Source organism: Klebsiella sp. OBRC7 (assembly GCF_000293135.1).
Taxonomy (GTDB): Bacteria; Pseudomonadota; Gammaproteobacteria; order Enterobacterales; family Enterobacteriaceae; genus Klebsiella; species Klebsiella michiganensis.
Genome location: NZ_ALNJ01000142.1, coordinates 41,737 through 63,115 on the forward strand (window position 1 = coordinate 41,737; position 21,379 = coordinate 63,115).

At 56.7% G+C, this 21,379-nt stretch carries 25 protein-coding genes and 1 pseudogene; 7 read left to right on the plus strand and 19 right to left on the minus strand.

Annotation, left to right across the window (positions count from 1 at the left end; all coding sequences use genetic code 11):
* Positions 1-3: 3 nt before the first annotated feature.
* From yfcD to yfcF, 3 genes are read right to left on the minus strand one after another with little or no spacing between them, the layout of a single operon-like run.
* A complete protein-coding gene (gene yfcD, locus HMPREF1144_RS27405) occupies positions 4-558 on the minus strand; it encodes an NUDIX hydrolase YfcD (protein ID WP_004852867.1) in 555 nt (184 codons plus the stop codon).
* Positions 559-616: 58 nt separating this feature from the next.
* Complete coding sequence (yfcE, locus tag HMPREF1144_RS27410; RefSeq protein ID WP_004852868.1) at positions 617-1,168, minus strand: phosphodiesterase; 552 nt, start codon at positions 1,166-1,168, stop codon at positions 617-619.
* 56 nt (positions 1,169-1,224) lie between these two features.
* Positions 1,225-1,869, minus strand: coding sequence for a glutathione transferase (gene yfcF, locus HMPREF1144_RS27415; protein WP_004852870.1), 645 nt, complete (start codon positions 1,867-1,869; stop codon positions 1,225-1,227).
* 209 nt (positions 1,870-2,078) lie between these two features.
* Here yfcF and yfcG point away from each other — a divergent pair, with 209 nt between their 5' ends.
* The 5 genes from yfcG to HMPREF1144_RS27440 all read left to right on the plus strand — a co-directional run bounded on the left by yfcG (position 2,079) and on the right by HMPREF1144_RS27440 (position 4,885).
* On the plus strand, positions 2,079-2,708 hold the full coding sequence (gene yfcG, locus HMPREF1144_RS27420) for a GSH-dependent disulfide bond oxidoreductase (protein WP_009654670.1): 630 nt from the start codon (positions 2,079-2,081) through the stop codon (positions 2,706-2,708).
* Positions 2,709-2,773: 65 nt separating this feature from the next.
* Positions 2,774-3,136 (plus strand): dihydroneopterin triphosphate 2'-epimerase, encoded by a 363-nt coding sequence (folX, locus tag HMPREF1144_RS27425; RefSeq protein WP_004104107.1) that lies wholly within the window; start codon positions 2,774-2,776, stop codon positions 3,134-3,136.
* Positions 3,137-3,156: 20 nt separating this feature from the next.
* The gene (locus tag HMPREF1144_RS27430) at positions 3,157-4,050 is read left to right on the plus strand and encodes a TIGR01777 family oxidoreductase (RefSeq protein ID WP_004852876.1); all 894 of its coding nucleotides are present in this window, start codon (positions 3,157-3,159) and stop codon (positions 4,048-4,050) included.
* Between the two features lie 48 nt (positions 4,051-4,098).
* Positions 4,099-4,320 (plus strand): hypothetical protein, encoded by a 222-nt coding sequence (locus HMPREF1144_RS27435; RefSeq protein ID WP_009654646.1) that lies wholly within the window; start codon positions 4,099-4,101, stop codon positions 4,318-4,320.
* 67 nt (positions 4,321-4,387) lie between these two features.
* Positions 4,388-4,885 (plus strand): GNAT family N-acetyltransferase, encoded by a 498-nt coding sequence (locus HMPREF1144_RS27440; protein ID WP_071532323.1) that lies wholly within the window; start codon positions 4,388-4,390, stop codon positions 4,883-4,885.
* A 41-nt stretch (positions 4,886-4,926) separates the two neighbouring features.
* On the opposite strand, the gene hisP is transcribed toward HMPREF1144_RS27440, so the two are convergent.
* From hisP to argT, 5 genes are all read right to left on the minus strand, one after another.
* A complete protein-coding gene (hisP, locus tag HMPREF1144_RS27445; protein WP_004852881.1) occupies positions 4,927-5,700 on the minus strand; it encodes a histidine ABC transporter ATP-binding protein HisP in 774 nt (257 codons plus the stop codon).
* 7 nt (positions 5,701-5,707) lie between these two features.
* Positions 5,708-6,424, minus strand: a complete 717-nt coding sequence (gene hisM / locus HMPREF1144_RS27450) for a histidine ABC transporter permease HisM (RefSeq protein WP_004852883.1) — start codon at positions 6,422-6,424, stop codon at positions 5,708-5,710.
* The gene (locus HMPREF1144_RS27455) at positions 6,421-7,107 is read right to left on the minus strand and encodes a histidine ABC transporter permease HisQ (RefSeq protein WP_004852884.1); all 687 of its coding nucleotides are present in this window, start codon (positions 7,105-7,107) and stop codon (positions 6,421-6,423) included. The genes hisM and HMPREF1144_RS27455 overlap by 4 nt, the downstream gene beginning before the upstream one ends.
* Before the next feature lie 66 nt (positions 7,108-7,173).
* Positions 7,174-7,956, minus strand: coding sequence for a histidine ABC transporter substrate-binding protein HisJ (gene hisJ, locus HMPREF1144_RS27460; protein WP_004123203.1), 783 nt, complete (start codon positions 7,954-7,956; stop codon positions 7,174-7,176).
* A gap of 257 nt (positions 7,957-8,213) precedes the next feature.
* Positions 8,214-8,996, minus strand: coding sequence for a lysine/arginine/ornithine ABC transporter substrate-binding protein ArgT (argT, locus tag HMPREF1144_RS27465; protein ID WP_004123206.1), 783 nt, complete (start codon positions 8,994-8,996; stop codon positions 8,214-8,216).
* 29 nt (positions 8,997-9,025) lie between these two features.
* On the opposite strand from argT, the pseudogene HMPREF1144_RS34035 reads away from it, so the two are divergent.
* A pseudogene (locus HMPREF1144_RS34035) lies at positions 9,026-9,175 on the plus strand (hypothetical protein).
* A 112-nt stretch (positions 9,176-9,287) separates the two neighbouring features.
* Here HMPREF1144_RS34035 and HMPREF1144_RS27470 read toward each other — a convergent pair.
* From HMPREF1144_RS27470 to pdxB, 10 genes are all read right to left on the minus strand, one after another.
* Positions 9,288-9,857 (minus strand): UbiX family flavin prenyltransferase, encoded by a 570-nt coding sequence (locus HMPREF1144_RS27470; RefSeq protein ID WP_009654655.1) that lies wholly within the window; start codon positions 9,855-9,857, stop codon positions 9,288-9,290.
* A gap of 136 nt (positions 9,858-9,993) precedes the next feature.
* Complete coding sequence (gene purF / locus HMPREF1144_RS27475; RefSeq protein ID WP_004123211.1) at positions 9,994-11,511, minus strand: amidophosphoribosyltransferase; 1,518 nt, start codon at positions 11,509-11,511, stop codon at positions 9,994-9,996.
* Between the two features lie 33 nt (positions 11,512-11,544).
* Positions 11,545-12,033: a colicin V production protein gene (gene cvpA / locus HMPREF1144_RS27480; protein WP_004104143.1), complete on the minus strand. Its 489-nt coding sequence runs from the start codon at positions 12,031-12,033 to the stop codon at positions 11,545-11,547.
* A gap of 199 nt (positions 12,034-12,232) precedes the next feature.
* Entirely contained in the window at positions 12,233-12,922 is a 690-nt protein-coding gene (gene dedD, locus HMPREF1144_RS27485) for a cell division protein DedD (protein ID WP_004852890.1), read from the minus strand.
* Complete coding sequence (gene folC, locus HMPREF1144_RS27490) at positions 12,912-14,180, minus strand: bifunctional tetrahydrofolate synthase/dihydrofolate synthase (protein ID WP_004852892.1); 1,269 nt, start codon at positions 14,178-14,180, stop codon at positions 12,912-12,914. The genes dedD and folC overlap by 11 nt, the downstream gene beginning before the upstream one ends.
* Before the next feature lie 71 nt (positions 14,181-14,251).
* Positions 14,252-15,166, minus strand: coding sequence for an acetyl-CoA carboxylase, carboxyltransferase subunit beta (accD, locus tag HMPREF1144_RS27495; RefSeq protein WP_004870882.1), 915 nt, complete (start codon positions 15,164-15,166; stop codon positions 14,252-14,254).
* 194 nt (positions 15,167-15,360) lie between these two features.
* The gene (locus HMPREF1144_RS27500) at positions 15,361-16,020 is read right to left on the minus strand and encodes a DedA family protein (protein ID WP_004123217.1); all 660 of its coding nucleotides are present in this window, start codon (positions 16,018-16,020) and stop codon (positions 15,361-15,363) included.
* A 27-nt stretch (positions 16,021-16,047) separates the two neighbouring features.
* Entirely contained in the window at positions 16,048-16,860 is an 813-nt protein-coding gene (truA, locus tag HMPREF1144_RS27505) for a tRNA pseudouridine(38-40) synthase TruA (protein WP_009654666.1), read from the minus strand.
* Positions 16,860-17,873, minus strand: coding sequence for an aspartate-semialdehyde dehydrogenase (locus tag HMPREF1144_RS27510; protein WP_004852895.1), 1,014 nt, complete (start codon positions 17,871-17,873; stop codon positions 16,860-16,862). Before HMPREF1144_RS27510 ends, truA begins: the two co-directional genes overlap by 1 nt.
* A 62-nt stretch (positions 17,874-17,935) precedes the next feature.
* Positions 17,936-19,072: a 4-phosphoerythronate dehydrogenase PdxB gene (gene pdxB, locus HMPREF1144_RS27515; protein WP_009654654.1), complete on the minus strand. Its 1,137-nt coding sequence runs from the start codon at positions 19,070-19,072 to the stop codon at positions 17,936-17,938.
* A 123-nt stretch (positions 19,073-19,195) separates the two neighbouring features.
* Here pdxB and flk point away from each other — a divergent pair, with 123 nt between their 5' ends.
* Positions 19,196-20,155, plus strand: coding sequence for a flagella biosynthesis regulator Flk (gene flk, locus HMPREF1144_RS27520; protein ID WP_004852897.1), 960 nt, complete (start codon positions 19,196-19,198; stop codon positions 20,153-20,155).
* A gap of 39 nt (positions 20,156-20,194) precedes the next feature.
* Here flk and HMPREF1144_RS27525 read toward each other — a convergent pair whose 3' ends face one another.
* On the minus strand, positions 20,195-21,370 hold the full coding sequence (locus HMPREF1144_RS27525) for an MFS transporter (protein WP_004852898.1): 1,176 nt from the start codon (positions 21,368-21,370) through the stop codon (positions 20,195-20,197).
* Positions 21,371-21,379: the final 9 nt, after the last annotated feature.

Sequence of the window (21,379 nt, forward strand, 5' to 3'; positions counted from 1 at the left end):
AAACTACTCAGCCTCTTCCTGCTTTTCGCTTTTTGCTGACTCATTATTCGCATTGCGGGTCATCCACAGCGCCAGCGCTTTTAATGAGTCCGGAGTGAACTCATCGCAGCGGGCGGTGATCTCTTCCGGCGTCAGCCAGCACACTTCGCTCACTTCTTCTTCCTGCAGCGCGAACGGCCCGTGCGATACGCAGCTAAACAGGCCGCCCCAGACGCGGCAGTGTTTATCTTCGTAGTAGAACTGTCCGTGGTCAGCAAAAGGCACGCCGGCAATACCGAGTTCTTCTTCCGCCTCACGGCGCGCGGATTCCAGCATTTGCTCGTCAGCCTGCACCACGCCGCCGGCGGTCGCGTCCAGCATGCCCGGCTGGAAATCTTTTGTTTCGGTACGACGCTGTACCAGGATTTTGCCCATCCCATCATGAACAACAATGTAGGTCGCCCGATGACGCAGGCACTCCGCACGCATTTGTTCGCGGCTGGACTGTGCTATCACCTCATTGTTTTCATTAACAATATCGACCCATTCTGTGCTTGCCAAATGATTCTGTTCCGCCATCAGGAAACCTTACTTTTTAAAGCGCTCTTGCGGCGCGTCTATACGGTTGAGGGGTAAATTACGGGTAAATTGCGACCTCTGCAATAACCTGATTATCATCGAGTGCTAAAACCTGCAATTGCCCCTCGTTCAGAAGACCGTAGCTGGCGGTAAATTCCCCTTTAGGGATGCTGACCGAGCCGGGATTGAAGAGAAAAATCTCGCCGCGTTTCTCGGCAACCGGAATATGAGTATGGCCATAAGCCAGCACATCGCCAGCGGCGAGAGGAGGCAAATTTTCGGGGCTATACAGATGCCCGTGGGTCAGAAACAGACGGGTTCGCGCGCTCAAAATCTGCTGCCAGGGGGCGGTAATGGGGAACCGCAGCAGCATTTGATCGACTTCGCTGTCGCAGTTGCCGCGTACGGCAATCACCCGCTCCGCCACGCTATTTAGCGCCTCCGCGACCTGGGCAGGCGCATAGCCTTCGGGAAGGGCGTTACGCGGCCCGTGATTGAGCACATCGCCGAGGATAACCAGCCACTGCGCCCCACTGCGCGCGAACAGCGCAAGCACGCGTTCAGCGGCAGGCAGAGAGCCGTGGATATCCGAGGCAAACATCAGCTTCATACATTTCATCTCCACGCATTACGATGCGGCTATGATAACGGAACCGCTGGCGCTTATCAGCCCGCGCGTTTGGCTGAGAGTGCGACGTAGCGCTGAACCGACGCCCGCTGCCACTGGAAGGTGGCGTAATCCACCAGCGCGGCGGGAACCTCATCGCCGTTCAGAACCAGGCGATTAAGCATCAGCGCCAGGTCGGTATCGGCAATGGACCATTCGCCAAATAGATTCTGCCCGCCATGGGACAGCAAAACGCCAGCCGTTTCAAACAGCTTGTCGGCGCTTTTTTTCCCGGCTTCGCTGAGCGGAGGTTTCTTTGCTGCGGCAAAGACCACGTCCGTGGAGCGCTCTTCGCGAATCGGCATTAAATCGCTACGCAGCCAGGCCTGCACCTGACGCGCCCGGGCGCGCTTTTGCAGGTCATGCGGGTAAAGTCGCTCCCATTCCGGGGGCGCAAAGCGCTCATCCAGATATTCGGTAATTGCGGAGGATTCACTCAGGAAGAACTCCCCGATCTCCAGCAGCGGTACGCGACGCGTCGCGCTGTAGCCTTTCCAGCCGCTTTGCAAATGTTCGCCGCTGTCGAGGTTGACGGTTTTCAGGGTAAAAGGCAGGCTCTTTTCCTGCAGGGCAACGTATACGGACATCACATATGGCGAGAAAAAATCGGCGTCGGACCACAGGGTAATCGCGGGCTGGCTCATAGCATCCTCAATGGCTAATGTAATGGGGCGATACGCCAACATATCCTGTCTTTCAGATGATGTCACTGACCGCCACGCTGAGGATCTTACATACTTCTCAGAGGGTGAACGCGATTGGCGAAAGTCATCCAGGATGCGGCAAACCTGTCGGATGATGCCAGTTCACCTATACTCGAAAAGTTTGCGACCTGTGACGGCGAGGAATTTTCATGATCGATTTTTACTACGCACCCACTCCTAATGGCCACAAAATCACGTTATTCCTCGAAGAAGCGCAGCTGGCGTATCGCCTTATCCGGGTGGATATCGGCAAGGGGGAACAGTTTCATCCGCAGTTTCTCGCGATCTCACCCAACAACAAGATCCCGGCGATCGTTGACCACGCTCCCGCCGACGGTGGTGGTCCATTAAGCCTGTTTGAATCCGGCGCCATCCTGCTCTATCTAGCTGAAAAAACTGGAAAATTATTGAGCGGCGAGCTCCGGGAGCGCCACGTCATCCTACAGTGGTTATTCTGGCAGGTCGGTGGGTTGGGGCCGATGCTCGGACAAAATCATCACTTCAACCACTTTGCTCCGCAGGCTGTGCCCTACGCCATTGAGCGCTATCAGGTGGAAACGCAGCGCCTGTATGGCGTGCTCAATCGGCGCCTTGGCGAGAGTCCCTGGCTTGGAGGCAATCACTACAGCATCGCCGATATCGCCTGCTGGCCGTGGGTGAATGCCCATCAGCGCCAGCGTATCGACCTTGCCAATTTCCCGGCGGTGCATAACTGGTTTGAACGTATTCGCCAGCGCCCGGCCACCGTTGAAGCGCTTCTGAAAACAGAAGCCCATTAACCCCCTGCTCGCCCGGGAAGCTTTGATGTATGATTGCGGAAATTACTACACGGAGGAAGCCTGCCATGTCTCAACCAGACGCCATTATTCGAATTAAGAACCTGCGCCTGCGTACTTTTATCGGAATTAAAGAGGAAGAGATCGCCAACCGCCAGGACGTGGTGGTTAACGTCGCGATCCACTACCCGGCGGAAAAATCACGCAACAGCGAAGATATTAACGATGCGCTGAACTACCGCACCATCACCAAGCGCATTATTAGCCATATTGAGAATAACCGCTTTTCTCTGCTGGAAAAATTAACTCAGGATGTGCTCGACATCGCACGCGAACATCACTGGGTCACATATGCTGAAGTAGAGATCGATAAACTGCATGCGCTGCGCTACGCCGATTCGGTATCCATGACGATGAGCTGGCGGCGCTAGACGCATCTTAGGGAGGCGCTATGAACGTTCTGCTTACTGGCGGTACCGGCCTGATTGGCCGCCATCTGATCCCCCGGCTACTGGAGCTTGGACATCACGTAACGGTTTCAACGCGCAGCCCTGAAAAGGCCAAAAGCCGCCTCGATTCCCGCGTCACCCTGTGGCGCGACTTCGAACATCAGGCGAACCTCAACGGCATTGATGCCGTCATTAATCTGGCCGGCGAGCCGATCGCCGATAAGCGCTGGACGGCGGAGCAGAAACAGCGCCTCTGCCACAGCCGCTGGGATACCACCCAAAAGCTGGTCACGCTGTTCACCGCCAGCGACACGCCGCCCGCGGTGCTGATTAGCGGCTCCGCCGCCGGCTATTATGGCGACCTCGGTGAAGTCGTGGTAACCGAAGAGGAGCCGCCGCACAACGAGTTTACCCACAAGCTTTGCGCCCGCTGGGAGCAAATCGCCTGCGAAGCGCAGAGCGATCGTACCCGCGTCTGCCTGCTGCGTACCGGCGTGGTGCTGGCGCCGCGTGGCGGCATTCTGGCTAAAATGACGCCGGCCTTTAAGCTTGGCCTCGGCGGCCCTATTGGTAGCGGAAGGCAATATCTGGCGTGGATCCACATCGACGACATGGTCAACGGTATTCTCTGGCTGCTGGATAACGATCTGCGGGGGCCGTTTAATATGGTTTCCCCTTACCCGGTGCGCAACGAGCAGTTCGCCCACGCGCTGGGGCATGCGCTAAATCGCCCTGCCATTTTCCGCGTCCCGGCTGCGGCTATTCGCCTGCTGATGGGAGAATCTTCCGTTCTGGTACTCGGCGGCCAGCGCGCGCTGCCTAAACGCCTGGAAGCCGCCGGATTTGGCTTTCGTTGGTACGATCTGGAAGAAGCCCTTGCCGATGTGCTGAAATAGTTCAGGGGCCATCAGGGAGGTCTCGGCGATCTCCCCGATCTGTAATTCGTGGAATCCGCATCGGCTCTGAACGCCCGGGTTGAATCCGTCGATTCCGCGCTGGTCGGTTTAAGCGATACTGCCGAAGACTCACCGCTGGTCGCCCATGCGACAGTTCTGGATAACCTCAACCTGGCGCTGCAACTGAGGGCGACGCCGGAGAGCACCACCGTGCTGCGCTATCTTCGCGGCTTCGAAAATCAGCCCCGGGCTTGTCCGACGGTTACTTAGACGCATTGCCCTTCCGGCGCTTTATGATGTTAAGGTGGCGGAATAATCCACCGCTATGGACTGCTTTATGAGAATACTCACCACTCCGCGCCTGCGCCTCTCTCCGTTTCACTCATCCGACTGGCCTTTTTTCCTGCGCTTACGACGAGACCCGGAAGTGATGCGCTATATGGGCGAGATTCTTGAGGAGCCGGCGCTGCGGACGCTGTTTGCATCACGCTGCGCTGACACGGGCGTATTCGTACTGCGCGACGCCAGCGGCGCGGCGGTTGGCGATATTGGCCTGCGCATCAGCGGTAAAAATCCGCACGAAGCGGATGTCGGATACGCTCTCCTGCCTGAGGCTCAGGGGAAGGGTTACGCCAGTGAAGCGCTAAAAGCGATTTGCAACTACGGATTTCAGCAGCTCGGCGTTCACGCAATAAATGCCTGGGTGCTGGGCAGTAACGCGGGCTCTTCCCGTCTGCTGGAAAAAAACGGCTTTATCCGCATTCAGGTGCTCGAAAAAGCGTACCATCTGAACGGCATTGACTATGACGACTGGGTGTATCGGCTGGAGCGTTAACCGCCCCGACGGAGAGTGTTCCGCCGGGGGCTGGACAGTGTTTACTTCAAAGAGCCCTTCAGGAACTGCTGCAGACGCTGGCTTTTCGGATTGCCGAAGACCTCGTCAGGATGCCCTTCTTCTTCAATTTTGCCCTGATGCAGGAAGATCACGTGCGAGGAGACGTGGCGTGCAAAGCCCATTTCATGGGTGACCACGACCATGGTTTTCCCCTCTTCCGCCAGCTGCTGCATGATCCGCAGCACTTCGCCCACCAGTTCAGGGTCAAGCGCCGACGTCGGTTCATCAAACAGCAGTACGTCGGGCTCCATCGCCAGCGCGCGGGCAATGGAAACGCGCTGCTGCTGGCCGCCGGAGAGATGAACCGGATATTTAATCTGCTGGCGCTCATCAATACCGACTTTCGCCAGGTATTTTACCGCCCGATCGCGCGCTTCCTGTTTACTCAGGCCCAGCACCTGAATCGGCGCCTCCATCACGTTTTCCAGCACCGTCATATGGCTCCACAGGTTAAAATGCTGGAATACCATCGTCAGGCGAGTACGTAGCAAACGTAGCTGATTTTTATCAGAAACCTTTAACTGACCGTCTTTATCGCGAACCAGGCCAATGTTTTGCCCGTTAACAACGATCGTCCCTTCGCTGGGCTTCTCTAGAAAGTTAATACAGCGCAAAAAGGTACTTTTCCCGGAACCGGATGAGCCAATAATACTGATCACGTCTCCGGCTTTCGCCCGCAGTGAGACGCCCTTCAGTACTTCATGCTCGCCGTAACGTTTATGCAGATCGATTACATTTAATTTATTGTCGGACATGGCGTTCTCAGTGCGTCGAAGAAGGTTTGATATGCTGGAGCCAGCGCTTTTCCGCCCTGCGGAACAGGCTAATCAACACATACGAGATAATTAAATACAGTACTGCGGCAATACCGAAGGCGGTAAACGGCTGGTAGGTTGCCGAGTTAATATCGCGGGCAATTTTCAGCAGATCCGGCACCGTGGCGGTAAAAGCCAGCGCGGTGGAATGCAGCATCAGAATCACTTCGTTGCTGTATGCAGGCAGCGCAATACGCAGCGCGGAAGGCAAAATAATGCAGCGATACATTTTAACCGAAGAAAAACCGTACGCCCGGGCGGCTTCTATCTCGCCTGCCGGCACTGAACGAATCGCCCCGGCGAAAATCTCCGTGGTGTAGGCGCAGGTATTCAGCGTCAGCGCCAGCACCGTACAGTTCAGGCCGCTGCGAAAGAAGGCGTTCAGCAGTTCTGTGCCTTTGACGACCTCCAGCGTGTACATTCCGGAATAGAACACCAGCAGCTGGACGTACAGCGGCGTGCCGCGAAAGATATAGGTGAACAGCCAGATGGGGAACTGGATAAATTTATTGCTCGACACTCGGCCAATGGCGAGGAAAACCGCCAGGATGCCGCCCATCACCACGGAAGAGATCAGCAGCCAGAGCGTAATCGCCACGCCGGTAAAGCGATAGCCGTCGGTCCACAGCAGGGATTTCCAGTACTCCTGAATAATATCAATCACAGGTCGGCCCTCTTCACGCCCACAGAATAACGGCGTTCGAGCATCAGCAGCACACCATTGGAAACCGTTGTAAATACAAGATAAATCAGGCCACAGACGATAGCGAAGTAGAACGGCTCCCAGGTGCTTTTACCCGCCAGCTGGGTTGCTTTGACCACATCTTCCAGTCCCAGCAGTGAGACCAGCGCGGTCGCTTTGAGGATAACCTGCCAGTTGTTGCCGATTCCGGGCAGCGCATAGCGCATCATGGCCGGAAACAGAATACGACGAAAGGTTTGCCCACCGCTAAAGCCGAAGGCCGTCGCCGCTTCAATATGTCCCTTTGGCACCGCCAGGAAGGCGCCGCGAAAGGTTTCGGTGAAGTAGGCCCCGTAAATAAAGCCCAGCGTGATGATCCCCGCCACCATGGGGTCGATATCAAACTGCGCCAGGCCAAGCGCGTCGGTTACGCTGTTGAGCGCAATCTGTAGCCCGTAGAAAATCAGCAGCATCAGCACCAGATCGGGCACGCCGCGGATTAAGGTGGTATAGCCTTCAAAAATCAACGCCAACGGACGATTGTTGGAAAGTTTCGCCCCGGCGCCCGCCAGACCGATAAGCACCGCCAGAACGACCGAGCTTAACGCCAGCTCAAGGGTGACCAGCGCGCCCTGAAAAATAACCTGTGAAAACCCGTACAGCATGCTGTCTGCCCTGTCTGTCATCAACCATCGCGCGCAAAATAACGCGCGACGGGGTACGCGGGATGGTTAGTCGCCGTACACGTTAAAATCGAAATATTTCTTCGCCAGCTTGTCGTAGGTGCCATCCTGGCGCATCTCGGCAAAGGCTTTATTCAGTGCTTCACGTAGTTCGTTATCCTCTTTGCGCAGCCCCATACCGGTGCCGACGCCGAACAGCTTCTCGTCTTTAATCGACGGACCGCCGAACTGATAATCCTTGCCGATAGGCTGTTTGAGGAAGCCTTCGCTGGCGGCGACTTCATCCTGGAACGCTGCATCGATACGTCCAGCGGTCAGGTCGGAATAAATATTGTCCTGTCCCTGATAGGAAACGATTTCAATACCTTTTGGCGCCCAGTGCTCGTTGCCGTAGGTTTCCTGGGTGGTGCCCTGCAGAACGCCAACGCGCTTGCCTTTCAGCTTCGCGAGGTCTGGCGTAATATCGCTGCCTTTTTTCACGACCAGGCGCGAATCAGCCGCATACAGTTTGTCGGTGAAGGCAATTTCCTGCTGGCGTTTTTCGGTGATCGAAAGTGAAGACATAATGGCGTCGATTTTCTTCGCTTTTAAAGACGGGATCAGCGCGTCCAGCGGGTTCTCAATGAAGGTACATTGCGTATTGATACGCTTACAGAGCTCTTTTGCCAGATCGATGTCAAAACCCACCAGTTCACCCTGCGCATTCTTCGATTCGAACGGAGCATAAGTAGGATCGGTGCCGATGCGGACTTTTTGCGGAATGGCTGCGAATACAGTGGAAACGCTGGAAAGGGCCAGCGCTAAAGAGAGAGACAACGCCAGTTTTTTCATAACTATCCTCAACAGACTGTCATTCTAACGGATTTATTAGAAGTACTTACGGCAGTTATCGTGCCATTATTCGCCCCGGTAAGGCAAAACATTCCGCGCCGGGAAGCAAATTTTTTCGCATCAGAAACGCTTAACTATGCACTTTTTAACATAGCGTGCGCAATTTCCTGCACCAAATTGATCCACTAAAAGCACAGCCGCACCAAAATCAGACAGAAAGGGATGCGCATGGCCCGGCGTCCGGGCCACCGGGCGTCTTAATCACCGTATACGTTGAAGTCGAAGTATTTCTTCGCCATTTTGTCGTAGGTGCCGTCTTTACGCATGTCGGCCAGCGCTTTATCAAACGCGGCCTTCAGCTCGCTATCGTCCTTACGCAGGCCGATGCCGGTACCATCACCGAAGAATTTTTTGTCTTTAACGGAAGGACCGGCAAAGGCAAAATCTTTACCGGCGGGTTGTTTGAGGAAACCTTCGCTCGCGGCCACTTCATCCTGCAATGCGGCGTCAAGACGGCCAGCGGAGAGGTCTGAGTAGATCAAATCCTGGTTCTGATAGGCCACAACGTCCACGCCGTGGCTACGCCAGCGTTCATTACCATAGGCCTCCTGGGTGGAGCCCTGCAGTACGCCAACATGCTTGCCTTTGAGGGATTCCAGCGTCGGTTGAATCGGCGAGCCTTTGGCGGCGATCAGGCGGGAGTCGGCGGCGTAGAGCTTGTCAGAAAACGCAATTTCCTGCTGGCGTTTTTCCGTAATCGACAACGAAGAGATGATGGCGTCGATTTTCTTGGCCTTCAGCGACGGGATCAGGGAGTCGAAATCGCTGCCAACCCAGGTACATTTTACTTTGATACGCGAACAGAGCTCATTGCCCAAATCAATGTCAAAACCCACGAAATCCCCTTTCGCATCCTTAGAAGAGAAAGGCGCGTAGGTGGCATCGGTGCCAATGCGAATACTCTGCGGCAGCGCGGCGAACGCGCTGGAGGCGCTGCAAATTCCCATCATTAAAGAGAGAGCCAGGACCGTCTTCTTCATAGGTTACCCTTAAGTGTCGTGATGTTGTTATGCGATGCGTTATCTTGTTATTTGTACTGCCGACAAAATCTTGCACGTTTTATGCCATTTTCTCAGTGCGTGCTGGAAATGGCGTTAAATTTGTTAAATAAAGGTTGCAGGTTTGTCTTAAAAGGGAAGATACCAGCAATAACGGATAAACCGCAGTGCCGCAGCGCAAAAAAACAAATTAAATGTTGAGGATTTGATCGAGGCGACAAAATTGCACTGCGGGGAGGCAGATGTGAACAAAGCGCACTATCTTAGTGCGCCCTACGCGCCCTGCCAGCGGGAAAAGAGGTCTTGCGGAAGAGAGATATCGAACTGATCGATCACGCGATTGACCGTCTGATTAATCACATCGTCCAGGTTTTTCGGGCGATGATAAAACGCCGGAACCGGCGGCATAATCACCGCGCCCATTTCCGCCGCCTGAACCAGCAGCCGTAAATGGCCAAGGTGGAACGGCGTTTCCCGTACGCACAGCACCAGCGGGCGGCGCTCTTTAAGCACCACGTCCGCCGCCCTGGTCAGCAGCCCGTCGGTATAGCTATGAACAATGCCCGAGAGGGTCTTCATTGAGCATGGCAAAATCACCATCCCGGCGGTTTTAAAAGAGCCGGAAGAGATGCTGGCGGCGATATCGCGGGCATCGTGCACCACGTCTGCTAACGCCTGCACCTCGCGCAGGGAGAAATCCGTCTCCAGCGCCAGCGTCTGGCGCGCGGCCTGGCTTAAAATCAGATGGGTTTCAACATCCGAAACCTCGCGCAAAACCTGGAGCAAGCGTACGCCGTAAATCGCGCCGCTGGCGCCAGAAATACCGATAATGAGTCGCTTCACGATGATTGCCCCTTTCACACAATGGCGCAGACTTTGCCGGATTATAGTCTCCGACGCAACCGCGGACCTGCATTTGGCGCGAGAAAATAAAAAAGCCCGCGGCCGTCAGACCGCGGGCTCTCAGCAAAACAGAGGATTACCCTTCGTTATGCATCTCTAAGTTTTCAACCTCATTCTGCAGCTGAACCGCTTTTGCGTCGTCGTTACGCAGAGAGTCGAGATAGTCCAGGTACTGCTGATCGACATCTTTAGTGACGTAGATACCGTTGAAAACCGAGCATTCAAACTGCTGAATATCCGGATTCTCCGCGCGCACCGCGTCAATCAGATCGTCCAGATCCTGGAAAATCAGGCCATCCGCACCGATGATCTGGCGAATCTCATCCACTTCACGCCCGTGAGCAATCAGCTCATTGGCGGTCGGCATATCGATGCCATACACGTTCGGGAAGCGAATTTCCGGCGCAGCGGAGGCCAGATACACTTTCTTCGCCCCGGCTTCGCGCGCCATCTCGATAATCTGCTCAGAGGTGGTGCCGCGCACGATGGAGTCATCCACCAGCAGCACGTTCTTATCGCGGAACTCGGCGCGGTTGGCGTTAAGCTTACGGCGCACGGACTTACGGCGCAGCTGCTGGCCCGGCATGATAAAGGTACGGCCAACGTAGCGGTTTTTAACAAACCCCTGGCGGTAAGGTTTGTCGAGAATACGGGCAATTTCCAGCGCGATATCGCAGGAGGTTTCCGGGATAGGAATGACCACGTCGATATCCAGATCTTCCCACTCGCGGGCAATTTTCTCGCCCAGCTTCGTGCCCATATTGACGCGGGCGCTGTAAACGGAAATTTTGTCGATGAAGGAGTCCGGACGCGCAAAATAGACGTACTCGAACAGGCACGGGTTGCTGACCGGGTTTTCCGCGCACTGGCGAGTAAACAGCTGGCCTTTTTCGGTGATATACACCGCTTCGCCAGGCGCCACGTCGCGCAGAAACTCAAAGCCCAGCGTATCGAGCGCCACGCTTTCCGAAGCGACCATATACTCGGTACGGCCATCGCCAATATCGCGCTTGCCCAGCACCAGCGGACGGATGCCGTTCGGGTCGCGGAAGGCGACCATGCCGTGACCGATAATCATTGCCACGCAGGCGTAAGCGCCGCGAATCTGGCGGTTGGTAGCAGCGATCGCCGCAAAAATGTTGTCTGCTTCCAGCGGGTAGTGGCGGAAGTTGTCCAGCTCGCTGGCGAAGATATTGAGCAGGATTTCGGAATCAGAGGTGGTGTTGATGTGGCGGCGTTTTTCTTCAAACAGCTTTTTACGCAGCTCGTGAGCGTTAGTCAGGTTACCGTTGTGCGCCAACGTAATGCCGTACGGCGAGTTGACGTAGAAAGGCTGTGCCTCGGAGGCGCTGGAGCTGCCAGCCGTCGGGTAACGAACGTGACCAATACCCATATTGCCCTGCATACGCTGCATATGGCGAGCTTCAAAAACGTCGCTCACCAGACCGTTCGCCTTACGCAAACGGAAACAGTTGTTCGCATCAATGGTGATGATGCCTGCGGCATCCTGGCCACGATGCTGAAGCACCGTTAACGCGTCATAAATCGACTGGTTTACCGGCATAACACCGGCGATACCGACAATACCGCACATACGTCTTTTCCTCGTTAAGCTACATCCCAACGCTTATGCTTTGGGCAAGAAACTTGACGAGCTCTGCAGATAGTCAAAGAACCATCTGATAACGAAACTGAACTGCGGGATAAGCTCAGACTTTTGCCAGTCTTCGCTTTTCGCCATACCTGTAAAGCTATCGAGAAAGAACAGAATCGCCGAGACGATTAGCACCCCGCGCAGGGCGCCAAAGCAGATCCCTAACACCCTGTCGGTTCCCGACAGGCCGGTTTTTTCCACCAGCTGACCTATCACAAAGTTAACGATAGCGCCGACGATAAGCGTTGCGATAAACAGTATCGCGATAGCAATCCCATTTCGGACCAGTTCGTCTTCAAAGCCCGTGAACCAGACAGCCAGGTAAGTGTAGTAATGACTGGCAACAAAGAAAGCGCATCCCCAGGTTACCAGCGATAAAGCTTCACGAACAAAGCCGCGGATCAGGCTAACCAGTGAGGAAAAACCAATCACCGCAATTATGGCGTAATCAATCCAGACCATATACGTCCCACGATTTTACGCCCTGTCGTCCGGTTCGGGGCGCATTCTAACAGAAAAAGAAAACGTTTGCGTAGGGATTTCCGTGCCCTACAGAAATAAAAATGGCGCTGAAAAAACATTCAACGCCATACTGTCTTTCGCCTCTTCAGGGCGCGTCAGACAGGGGTTCCGGCCCTCTACTCCTTTAAAAAAGAGAGAGTTAGTTCGGGCTGTAGCCCATGACCACGCCGCTAAGTCCTGAAATCTGCTTCAGCTCGCCAAGCTGGCCTTTCAGCTTATCCTTCGAAGTATCCGGCCCCACGAGAATACGGGTGATTTTACCCTGCACCGGCGTCGAAGGCGACGTGTAAACTTTAAAGCCAGAAGCACGCAGCTTACCAACAATCTCGTTAACCTTATCGGCGTTCTTCAGCGCGCCTAGCTGCACAACATACGCTTTGCCGGTCGGTGCCGGGATTTCAGCCTGCTGCTGCGGTTTAGGCGGCGGCGTCTGCGCCGCAACCTGCTGCGTCTGTGGTTTATCTACCGGCTTAGGCTGAGGCTTCGGCTGAGGTTTCGGCTGTGGCTTAGGCGTCACAACCGGCTCCTGCACCACATCAAAGCTGTTGTTGTTCACCGGTATACGCGACGGATCCAGCGATGGCGCAGCGGCATCGCCGGCCCTCACCTCTTCCGCCGCCCCTTCAGGAGGCTGAGAAGGCAGCGCCTGGGTCGCCGCTGGCAGCATATCCGGCTCATCGCGATCCCCCGGTTTTGGCACCAGAGGAATGGCGGCAAACTCATCCTGATAATGTTTTTTCTGACCATCCAGCAGCCCTGGCAGGATAATCACCCCCAGCGCCACCAGCACAATCGTCCCGACTAAACGGTTCTGAAACTTACTCGCCACCGATTCTCCCCGCGTCTATTTCTTCCATTACATGCGCCACCGTATGGAATGAACCACACACCAGCACCGTATCTTCAGGCCCGGCGTCCGCCATCGCGGCATGCCACGCCTCAGCGACGCTAGTATAGACTTTACCTGCGCGCAAATGTTCCAGCAGCTGCTCCGCCGTGGCTCCGCGCGGGCCTTCCAGCGGCGCGCAGTACCAGTCGTCAACTTCGGCCTGCAAATTTGCCAGCGTTCCTGCGATATCCTTGTCATGCAGCATACCAATAACCGCCAGCACGCGCCCCGTTTTCGATAAGGTTTTGAGACGCCCGGCGAGATAGGCCGCCGCATGCGGATTATGGGCAACATCCAGGATCGTCCGGGGAGCATCGCTGATTATCTGAAAACGCCCCGGCAGCATCGCGTTTTGAACGCCATCGCGCAACGCCTGCTCGTTGACCTTAAGCCCGCTGGCGCGCAAGGCCGCAATCGCCGTAGCCGCATTCGGCAGCGGGACCTGCGGCAGCGGCAGGTCGCTTAACGCCCCCTGACGATCGCGGAAGGACCAGCCTTGTTCACGGGCGTCATACTGCCAGTCAACGTCACGGCGCAGGAGCCGCGCCCCTTTATCGCTCGCCACCTCAGCGATGGTCAACGGCATATCGGGTTCGCCGACGACAGCCGGTTTACCAGGGCGGAAAATCCCCGCCTTTTCGCGGCCGATGCTTTCGCGATCGGGCCCCAGCCAGTCGGTATGGTCGAGGGCAATACTGGTCACCACCGCCACGTCAGCATCGACGATATTGGTCGCATCCAGGCGGCCGCCCAGGCCCACCTCAAGAATCACCACATCCAGCCGCGCCTGCTGAAACAGCCACAGCGCGGAGAGTGTGCCAAACTCGAAATAGCTCAGGGAGATCTCGCCGCGCGCGGCTTCAATTTCGGCAAAAGAGGTCGTATGCGCGAGCTCCGCCAGCTCTTCGCCCTGCACCCGCACCCGCTCTGTGTAGCGCACCAGATGCGGCGAACTGTAAACGCCAACCTTATAGCCCGCCGCCATCAGCACCGACTCCAGGGTACGGCAGGTGGTGCCTTTGCCGTTGGTCCCCGCCACCGTAAAGACAAACGGCGCAGGTTTCATTACCGCCATCCGCTGCGCGACCTCGCTGACGCGCGCCAGCCCGAGATCGATAGTTTTGCTGTGCAGATGTTCCAGATAAGAAAGCCACGTAGCCAGGGGCGACGTGGCCTGAGGAATAGGTTGTTTTTCCATGATGTCCGGCAAGAGTTAGGATAACTACGCGTAAAAAAAGGGCAGCGCCGTCAGGCCTGCCCTCTGCATTATCAGGCCTCTGGTTCCTGATCCGGCACCGGTGGCACCACCTCACCTTCGTGAGCGGGTTCCGGATTTGGCGCCGGAAGGTTCATCAGCTTCGCCAGAATGCTGGCCAGCTTCAGACGCATTTCCGGGCGGCGTACGATCATGTCGATCGCCCCTTTCTCAATCAGGAACTCGCTGCGCTGGAATCCCGGCGGCAGCTTCTCGCGAACGGTCTGCTCGATAACGCGGGGGCCGGCAAAGCCGATCAGCGCTTTTGGCTCAGCGATGTTGAGATCGCCCAGCATCGCAAAGCTCGCAGACACGCCGCCCATGGTTGGGTCGGTCAGCACGGAGATATACGGCAAGCCGCGCTCCTGCATTTTCGCCAGCGCAGCGGAGGTTTTCGCCATCTGCATCAGCGACATCAGCGCTTCCTGCATACGGGCGCCGCCGGATGCGGAGAAGCAAATCAGCGGGCAGTTGTCTTCCAGAGCCTGCTCAACCGCGCGAACAAAGCGCGCGCCGACCACGGAGCCCATCGACCCACCCATAAAGGAGAATTCGAAAGCGGCGGCAACAACCGGCATATCATGCAGGGTGCCTTTCATGACCACCAGCGCGTCTTTTTCGCCGGTCTCTTTCTGGGCGGACGCCAGACGGTCTTTATACTTTTTCGAATCGCGGAACTTCAGCACATCTTTCGGCTCGAGCTCGCTTCCCAGCTCCACGAGGGAACCTTCGTCCAGCAGGCTATGCAGGCGGTTGCGCGCCGACATACGCATGTGGTGATCGCACTTAGGGCAAACCTCCAGGTTGCGCTCCAGCTCTGCGCGGTACAATACCTGACCGCAGCTGTCGCACTTGGTCCATACACCTTCAGGGATACTTGCCTTACGGGTGGGGGTTATATTGCTTTTAATTCGTTCAATCCAGCTCATTGATAACCTTTCTACCTGAACCTGGTCGATGCCAGTTTTGTCGCAAGGGGCGCATAATGCCATTTTTGCCCCTTACAGACCATGAATGTTGCACATTAAATCATAACATCCCGTAACATGGGATAAAAAAGTGGTCGAACCGCTCACACTTCACTCTTCGGGCGGCGGCATACCGCCCGAAGATTGTCGCCGCGTTATTTCGCCTGTTTCGCCGCCGCCCGCTTGTGGCGGATAACTTCAATCACGCCCGGCAATACGGACAGGACGATAATCGCCACGATCAGCAGCTTAAGGTTTTCCTGGACGATCGGCAAATCGCCGAACAGATAACCCGCGTAGGTAAATAACAGTACCCACAGCAGCGCGCCAACAACGTTATACATCGCAAAATGACGATAGGACATATGCCCCATTCCCGCCACAAACGGCGCAAACGTTCTGACGATCGGCACGAAACGGGCCAGGATGATGGTCTTACCGCCGTGGCGTTCGTAGAAGCTATGGGTCTTATCCAGGTAGCTGCGGCGGAAAATTTTCGAATTGGGATTACTGAAGAGCTTTTCGCCAAACAGCCGGCCAATCGTGTAGTTCAAGGCATCGCCAACAATCGCGGCAATGACCATCAGCAGCACCATTAAATGCACGTTGAGATCGTTGGTCGGCAGCGCGGAGAGCGCGCCTGCCACAAACAGCAGCGAATCCCCCGGCAGGAACGGCGTGACCACCAGGCCAGTTTCGCAGAACAGAATCAAAAATAAAATCGCGTATACCCAAATGCCGTACTCCGCGACCAGCTCAGCCAGATGCACATCAATATGCAGGATAAAATCAATTAAAAAGTGAATCAGGTCCATAGTTTGCGTTAGCCCTTAATAACCCGGTTAGTCCGCCAGAAACAGCGGGCCCATCGGCATGACCGGGAGGTCGTAGTGGGCCGGGTAGTCCACCGACACCAGATACAATCCTTCCGCCTTTGCCGTTGCGGCGGCAAGCGTCCTGTCTTTTGCCGCCAGAAGTTCTGCAATCCAGCTCTCTGGCTGGTTACCGGCACCTACTTCCATCAGACTGCCGACAATGTTCCTTACCATATGATGTACAAAGGCATTCGCTTTGATGTCCACCACCACATATGCACCATAACGGGTGACGTTAATATGCATCACGTTGCGCCACGGCGTGCGCGACTGGCACTGTACCGCACGAAACGAGGTGAAATCATTCTCTCCCAGCAGACACTGAGCGGCGCGCTGCATCCGCTCCGCATCCAGCGGGAGGTAATAATGGGTTACGCCGCGGCTCAATACCGCCGGCCGCAGACGATGATTATAGATAACATAACGATAGCGACGCGCCGTGGCGCTGAAGCGGGCATGAAAATCCGGTGGAACCGGCTTTACCCAGCGCACCGCAATGTCGCCGGGCAAATTCGCATTTACGCCCAGCGTCCATGCGGCATCCTGACGCTGCGCGCGGGTTTCAAAATGCACGACCTGACCGGTACCGTGAACGCCGGCATCCGTACGACCCGCACAAAAAACGTTAACAGGCTCGTTCGCTACCTGCGAGAGCGCCTTTTCCAGCTTCTCCTGTACGCTGCGGACTTCGTTCTGCCGCTGCCAGCCGTAGTACTTACTGCCATCGTATTCGATGCCCAGCGCGATTTTGTAGACCGGCGGCTGCTCCATCTCAGACATCAGTACAAATACTCCTGAACCAGCTTCTCAGCGATTTTCACCGCCATCAGCGCGCCGCCAAAACGGACGTTATCGGCGACGGACCAGAACTGTACCTGCTCAGGCATACCGTAGTCGTTATGCACGCAGCCGACGGAAAGGCGGGCGTTACCGGAAGCATCGCCGACCTGCGTCGGGAACTCACCCTCTTCGGACAGTTCGATATCTTCGCCAAGGCTAAAGGCATCGCGCGCCTCTTCGGCGGCCAGCGGACGCTGCGCTTCAAAACTCACCATCTGCGCGTGGCCGTAAAACACCGGCGACTGAACAACGTTTGCGGAGATCATCAGGCCATCATCCTGCAGGATTTTGCGGACCTCATCGACAATACGGCGCTCTTCACGCACGCTTCCTTCACGATCGGGCAGCAGCGGCAGCATATTGAACGCCAGCTGACGGCCGAAGAAATCATCTTCATCGATCGGAATACCGTTAAGCAATTTGGCGCTCTGCCCCGCGAGGGCATCGACCGCTTTTTTACCGTGAGCGGAAGCGGAAAGCAGGCTGGTCACGCTGATACGCGCCAGGCCGCCCCGATCGATCAACGGTTTCAACGCCGACAGCAGCTGGCTGGTCAGGCTATTCGCGACCGAGATAACGTTACGATTGCGGTAATCCGCCAGTACGAACGGGTTAACATCCGGCACCACCAGCGGCACGTCCGGCTCCAGCGCAAACAGACCGCTTAAATCAATCACCAGGCAGCCCGCGTTAGTGGCGTCTTCGATATACGCGGCGGAGGCTTCTACACCGGCGGCAAAAAAGGCCAGCTGGGCCTGGGTCCAGTCGAATTCCGCCGCATCCTGAACGATAACCGACTTGCCCGAAAAACGCAGATGTTCACCGGCGCTATCGCTACGCGCCAGCGCATAAATATCCCCCACCGGGAACTGACGATCGGCAAGCGTTTCGAACAGGGCTTCGCCTACGGCGCCCGTTGCGCCCAGTACGGCAATATTCCAGCCTTCAGACATGGTGGTGTACTCCAGAAAAAAGCGGCCCTGCCGGATTATCCAGCAGGAGCATTAAGATGATATTAACGAACAGGATGATGAACGGCGTTAAAGCCCAGCTGGCGCAACAGCGTCGCCGCCTGCGCATCGCTGCACTGTACGTATAGCGAAGACCATTCACGGCGTTCCTGATAATTTTTGCGCAGTTTGTCGAACTCGCCCGCAGCGCCCGCGACTTTTCGCAGCGGCGCATCATCGCGGCGCACATCATACACCAAATGCGCCAGCCGTTTTAGCGTTGCCTGATCGAGCGGCCCGTGCAGCGTAATGCGGCCAAACTCCGGCGCCGGTAGCAACGTGTCCAGCGCCACCTGCTGTGGATGACCAATAAACGCGCTGTAGGCCTCAAAAACCTGCGTCGTACCGCGCGCTTTGCCTTCAAGGGTATAGCCGGCAATATGCGGCGTACCAATATCCACCCGCTTGAGCAATTCGGTATTCAGATCCGGCTCCGGCTCCCAGACATCCAGCACCACGCTTAATGCCTGCCCGGCCTGCAGCCGCTGCAGCAGCGCGGCGTTATCCACCACCGGACCACGGCAGGCGTTGATTAAAATCGTCCCCGGCTTCAGGCGGCGAATCAGCGCCTCATCCGCCAGGTGCAGCGTTTTGTACTGCCCTTCCTTATAGAGCGGGGTATGGAACGTCAAAATGTCCGCGTCCTGCACCAGCTCGTCAAGAGAGCGGAAATCCCCCTCGTCGCCGCGATCGGCGCGCGGCGGATCGCAGAGCAGCGTTTTGATTCCCAGCGCCTCAAGGCGTTTTTGCAGACGCCCGCCCACGTTGCCGACGCCCACGATCCCGACGGTACGGTCGGCCAGCGCAAAACCGTCACGCTCGGCCAGCATGAGCAGCGCGGAAAACACATATTCCACCACCGCGATAGCGTTGCAGCCCGGCGCCGCGGAAAAACCGATTCCCGCCTGCTGTAGCCACGCCTGATCGACATGATCGGTACCCGCCGTCGCGGTGCCAACAAATTTGATCGCTTTGCCAGAAAGTAGCGCTTCGTTAACTTTGGTGACGGATCGCACCATCAGCGCATCGGCGTCATTCAGCGCTTCAACCGGGACAGGGCGACCTGCAACGGCCTTCACTTCCCCCAGGCGGCTAAAAAGCTCGCGCGCATAGGGCATATTTTCATCAACGAGGATTTTCACGGTTCAGTACCTGTCTGAGAGCGAGAGTAAACCGGGGAAGTGTGCCATAATCTGCCCGCCAGGAACATCACCACCCGGCCCTTAGTACAGTAATTTAGTACAGCAATACGCAAAGGATTAATCATGACGCAACCCGTTTCAGGTATGCCCGATCGCCCTCCGGGCTCAGGCGAACCTCCGCTCACCACTCAACAGCGTACCGCGCTTGAGCGGCTCATTACGCGCCTGGTGGCTTTAACATCCCAGCAAAATGCGGAAGTGTGGGCCTGCGTAAAACACGATCTGAGCCTGAAAAACGACGCGCCGCTGCTGGCAAGCCATTTTGCCGCCGCCGAGAACAGCCTGAACCAGCGCCTAATCCTCGCCCAGCAAAATCATCACCGTCGGCAAATCCTGGCGCAGCTGAGCGAGCTGCTAAATCAGGGCAACAATCGCCAGGCGGTCAGCGATTATATTCGTCAGCATGACGGTCAAACCGCCCTGCATGCCTTGTCCCAGCCGCAGCTGGAGAATGTTCTGCAGCTCCTGCAAAGCGGCCAGCTCTCGATTCCTCAGCCGCAGCAGCGCCCGCCAACGCATCGTCCGCTGCTGCCCGCGGAGCACAACACGCTCAATCAGCAGGTGACTAAACTCGCCGCGGCCACCGGCGAGTCCAGCAAGCTTATCTGGCAATCCATGCTGGAGCTAAGCGGCGTCAAGAGCGGAGAGCTGATCCCGGCGACCCACTTCACTCCCCTCTCGTACTGGCTACATGCCCGGCAAACGCTCAGTTCGCAGGCTGCGCCGACGCTGACCTCGCTGCAGGCCGCATTAAAACAGCCGCTTGAAGCCGCGGAATGGCAAAGAGTGATGGATTTTGCCCAAACCCACTGGCACGCGACGGCGCAAACGCCGCTCAGCGCGGCGCAGCTGCTGACGCTGCTCAACAAAATTTTCGTGCTCAGGGTCGCCAGAGCCCAGGAGACGCTGGCGATTCCGCCGGTTCAGGCGCCTCCCGCCTCACCGTGGCTGGTATTGAAAAAACCGTGGGTTATCGCGCTGGCAGCTATCGTGGTGCTTGCCCTGCTGTGGCTGGTGATTTAAGGAGATATCATCGGCCCGCATGCCGGGCCGAATGAAGCGCTACTTACGCAGCGACACCAGGCTAACCAGAATCCCCAGCACGGCGCATATTGCCGCGGCCAGGAAGACGGAAGAGTAGCCCAACGAAGTCGCCAGCAGCCCGGTAAGCGGGCCGGTGACGCCGTAAGAGATATCCTGAAACGCGGCATAGCCGCCAAGTGCCGTTCCTCGTACCTGCGGCGGTACCCGCTTCACGACCTCGACGCCCAGCGCCGGGAAGATAAGCGAGCATCCGCAGCCGGTGAGCGCCGCCCCCGCCAGCGCGATCCAGGCATTGGGCGCCTGCCAGAGCAGCGCCAGGCCTATCGCTTCAATCAGCAGCGAAACGATGGCCACTTTCACCCCACCGAAGCGGTCTGGCATCCAGCCAAACAGAACGCGCATCAGGACAAACGCCCCGCCAAATGCGGTCAGCGTAAAACCGGCCATCGCCCAACCGTTGCTGGCGAAATACAAAGAGACAAATGTGCCAATTACCGCGAAGCCGACGCCCTGAAGGCCAAGACCGATACCGGGCCGCCAGATCATTCCCACCACGCTCCACAGCGACGGCCGCTCGCCGCCGTGAGCAGGAATTTTACGCACCGTGCCGTTAATCGCCCAGGCCACTAACGGCAGCACCATGGTGACGCAGGCCAGCGTCTCGACGCCGTAATGGCTGTAGATCAGCAGCCCCAGCGGCGCCCCGGCCGCCAGAGAGCCATATATCGCCATACCGTTCCACGACATGACTTTACCGGAGCGCATGGGCCCCACCAGCCCCATCCCCCAGCTTAAATTACCGGTGAGCAACTGGCTTTCACCAAAACCCAGGATCAGGCGGCCAAGCACCAGCAGGCCAAACTTCGCCATGACCGGCACCGGCAGCAGCGCGGCGCACAGCCAGGCGCCCCCCGCCAGCGCGCAGGCCAACATCCCCTGCAGGACAGAGCGTTTGGCGCCGTACTGATCGGCAAGGCGGCCGGCATAGCCGCGGGTTAATACGGTCGCCAGAAACTGGATACCGACGGCGACGCCAACCATGGTATTGCCAAATCCCAGTTCCTGATGGACAAACAAAGGGATAACCGGTAGCGGCAGGCCGACGGTCATATAGGTGAGAAAAACGGCGAACGTGATCCGAAACAGCGAACCATTCGCTGAAGGAGTGCGTTTTGTTTCAGTGACTGCGGACATGCTTTACTC

What these genes read in the sequence shown, in the direction of transcription:
- purF (WP_004123211.1), bottom strand. Translation starts at nt 11,511, where the DNA reads ATGTGCGGTATTGTCGGTATCGCCGGTGTTATGCCGGTAAACCAGTCG.
- yfcG (WP_009654670.1), top strand. Translation starts at nt 2,079, where the DNA reads ATGATCGATTTTTACTACGCACCCACTCCTAATGGCCACAAAATCACG.
- HMPREF1144_RS27510 (WP_004852895.1), bottom strand. Translation starts at nt 17,873, where the DNA reads ATGTCTGAAGGCTGGAATATTGCCGTACTGGGCGCAACGGGCGCCGTA.
- cvpA (WP_004104143.1), bottom strand. Translation starts at nt 12,033, where the DNA reads ATGGTCTGGATTGATTACGCCATAATTGCGGTGATTGGTTTTTCCTCA.
- HMPREF1144_RS27455 (WP_004852884.1), bottom strand. Translation starts at nt 7,107, where the DNA reads ATGCTGTACGGGTTTTCACAGGTTATTTTTCAGGGCGCGCTGGTCACC.
- HMPREF1144_RS27430 (WP_004852876.1), top strand. Translation starts at nt 3,157, where the DNA reads ATGAACGTTCTGCTTACTGGCGGTACCGGCCTGATTGGCCGCCATCTG.
- HMPREF1144_RS27525 (WP_004852898.1), bottom strand. Translation starts at nt 21,370, where the DNA reads ATGTCCGCAGTCACTGAAACAAAACGCACTCCTTCAGCGAATGGTTCG.
- folX (WP_004104107.1), top strand. Translation starts at nt 2,774, where the DNA reads ATGTCTCAACCAGACGCCATTATTCGAATTAAGAACCTGCGCCTGCGT.
- HMPREF1144_RS27440 (WP_071532323.1), top strand. Translation starts at nt 4,388, where the DNA reads ATGAGAATACTCACCACTCCGCGCCTGCGCCTCTCTCCGTTTCACTCA.
- yfcE (WP_004852868.1), bottom strand. Translation starts at nt 1,168, where the DNA reads ATGAAGCTGATGTTTGCCTCGGATATCCACGGCTCTCTGCCTGCCGCT.
- yfcD (WP_004852867.1), bottom strand. Translation starts at nt 558, where the DNA reads ATGGCGGAACAGAATCATTTGGCAAGCACAGAATGGGTCGATATTGTT.
- flk (WP_004852897.1), top strand. Translation starts at nt 19,196, where the DNA reads ATGACGCAACCCGTTTCAGGTATGCCCGATCGCCCTCCGGGCTCAGGC.
- accD (WP_004870882.1), bottom strand. Translation starts at nt 15,166, where the DNA reads ATGAGCTGGATTGAACGAATTAAAAGCAATATAACCCCCACCCGTAAG.
- yfcF (WP_004852870.1), bottom strand. Translation starts at nt 1,869, where the DNA reads ATGAGCCAGCCCGCGATTACCCTGTGGTCCGACGCCGATTTTTTCTCG.
- hisJ (WP_004123203.1), bottom strand. Translation starts at nt 7,956, where the DNA reads ATGAAAAAACTGGCGTTGTCTCTCTCTTTAGCGCTGGCCCTTTCCAGC.
- hisP (WP_004852881.1), bottom strand. Translation starts at nt 5,700, where the DNA reads ATGTCCGACAATAAATTAAATGTAATCGATCTGCATAAACGTTACGGC.
- argT (WP_004123206.1), bottom strand. Translation starts at nt 8,996, where the DNA reads ATGAAGAAGACGGTCCTGGCTCTCTCTTTAATGATGGGAATTTGCAGC.
- folC (WP_004852892.1), bottom strand. Translation starts at nt 14,180, where the DNA reads ATGGAAAAACAACCTATTCCTCAGGCCACGTCGCCCCTGGCTACGTGG.
- HMPREF1144_RS27500 (WP_004123217.1), bottom strand. Translation starts at nt 16,020, where the DNA reads ATGGACCTGATTCACTTTTTAATTGATTTTATCCTGCATATTGATGTG.
- truA (WP_009654666.1), bottom strand. Translation starts at nt 16,860, where the DNA reads ATGTCTGAGATGGAGCAGCCGCCGGTCTACAAAATCGCGCTGGGCATC.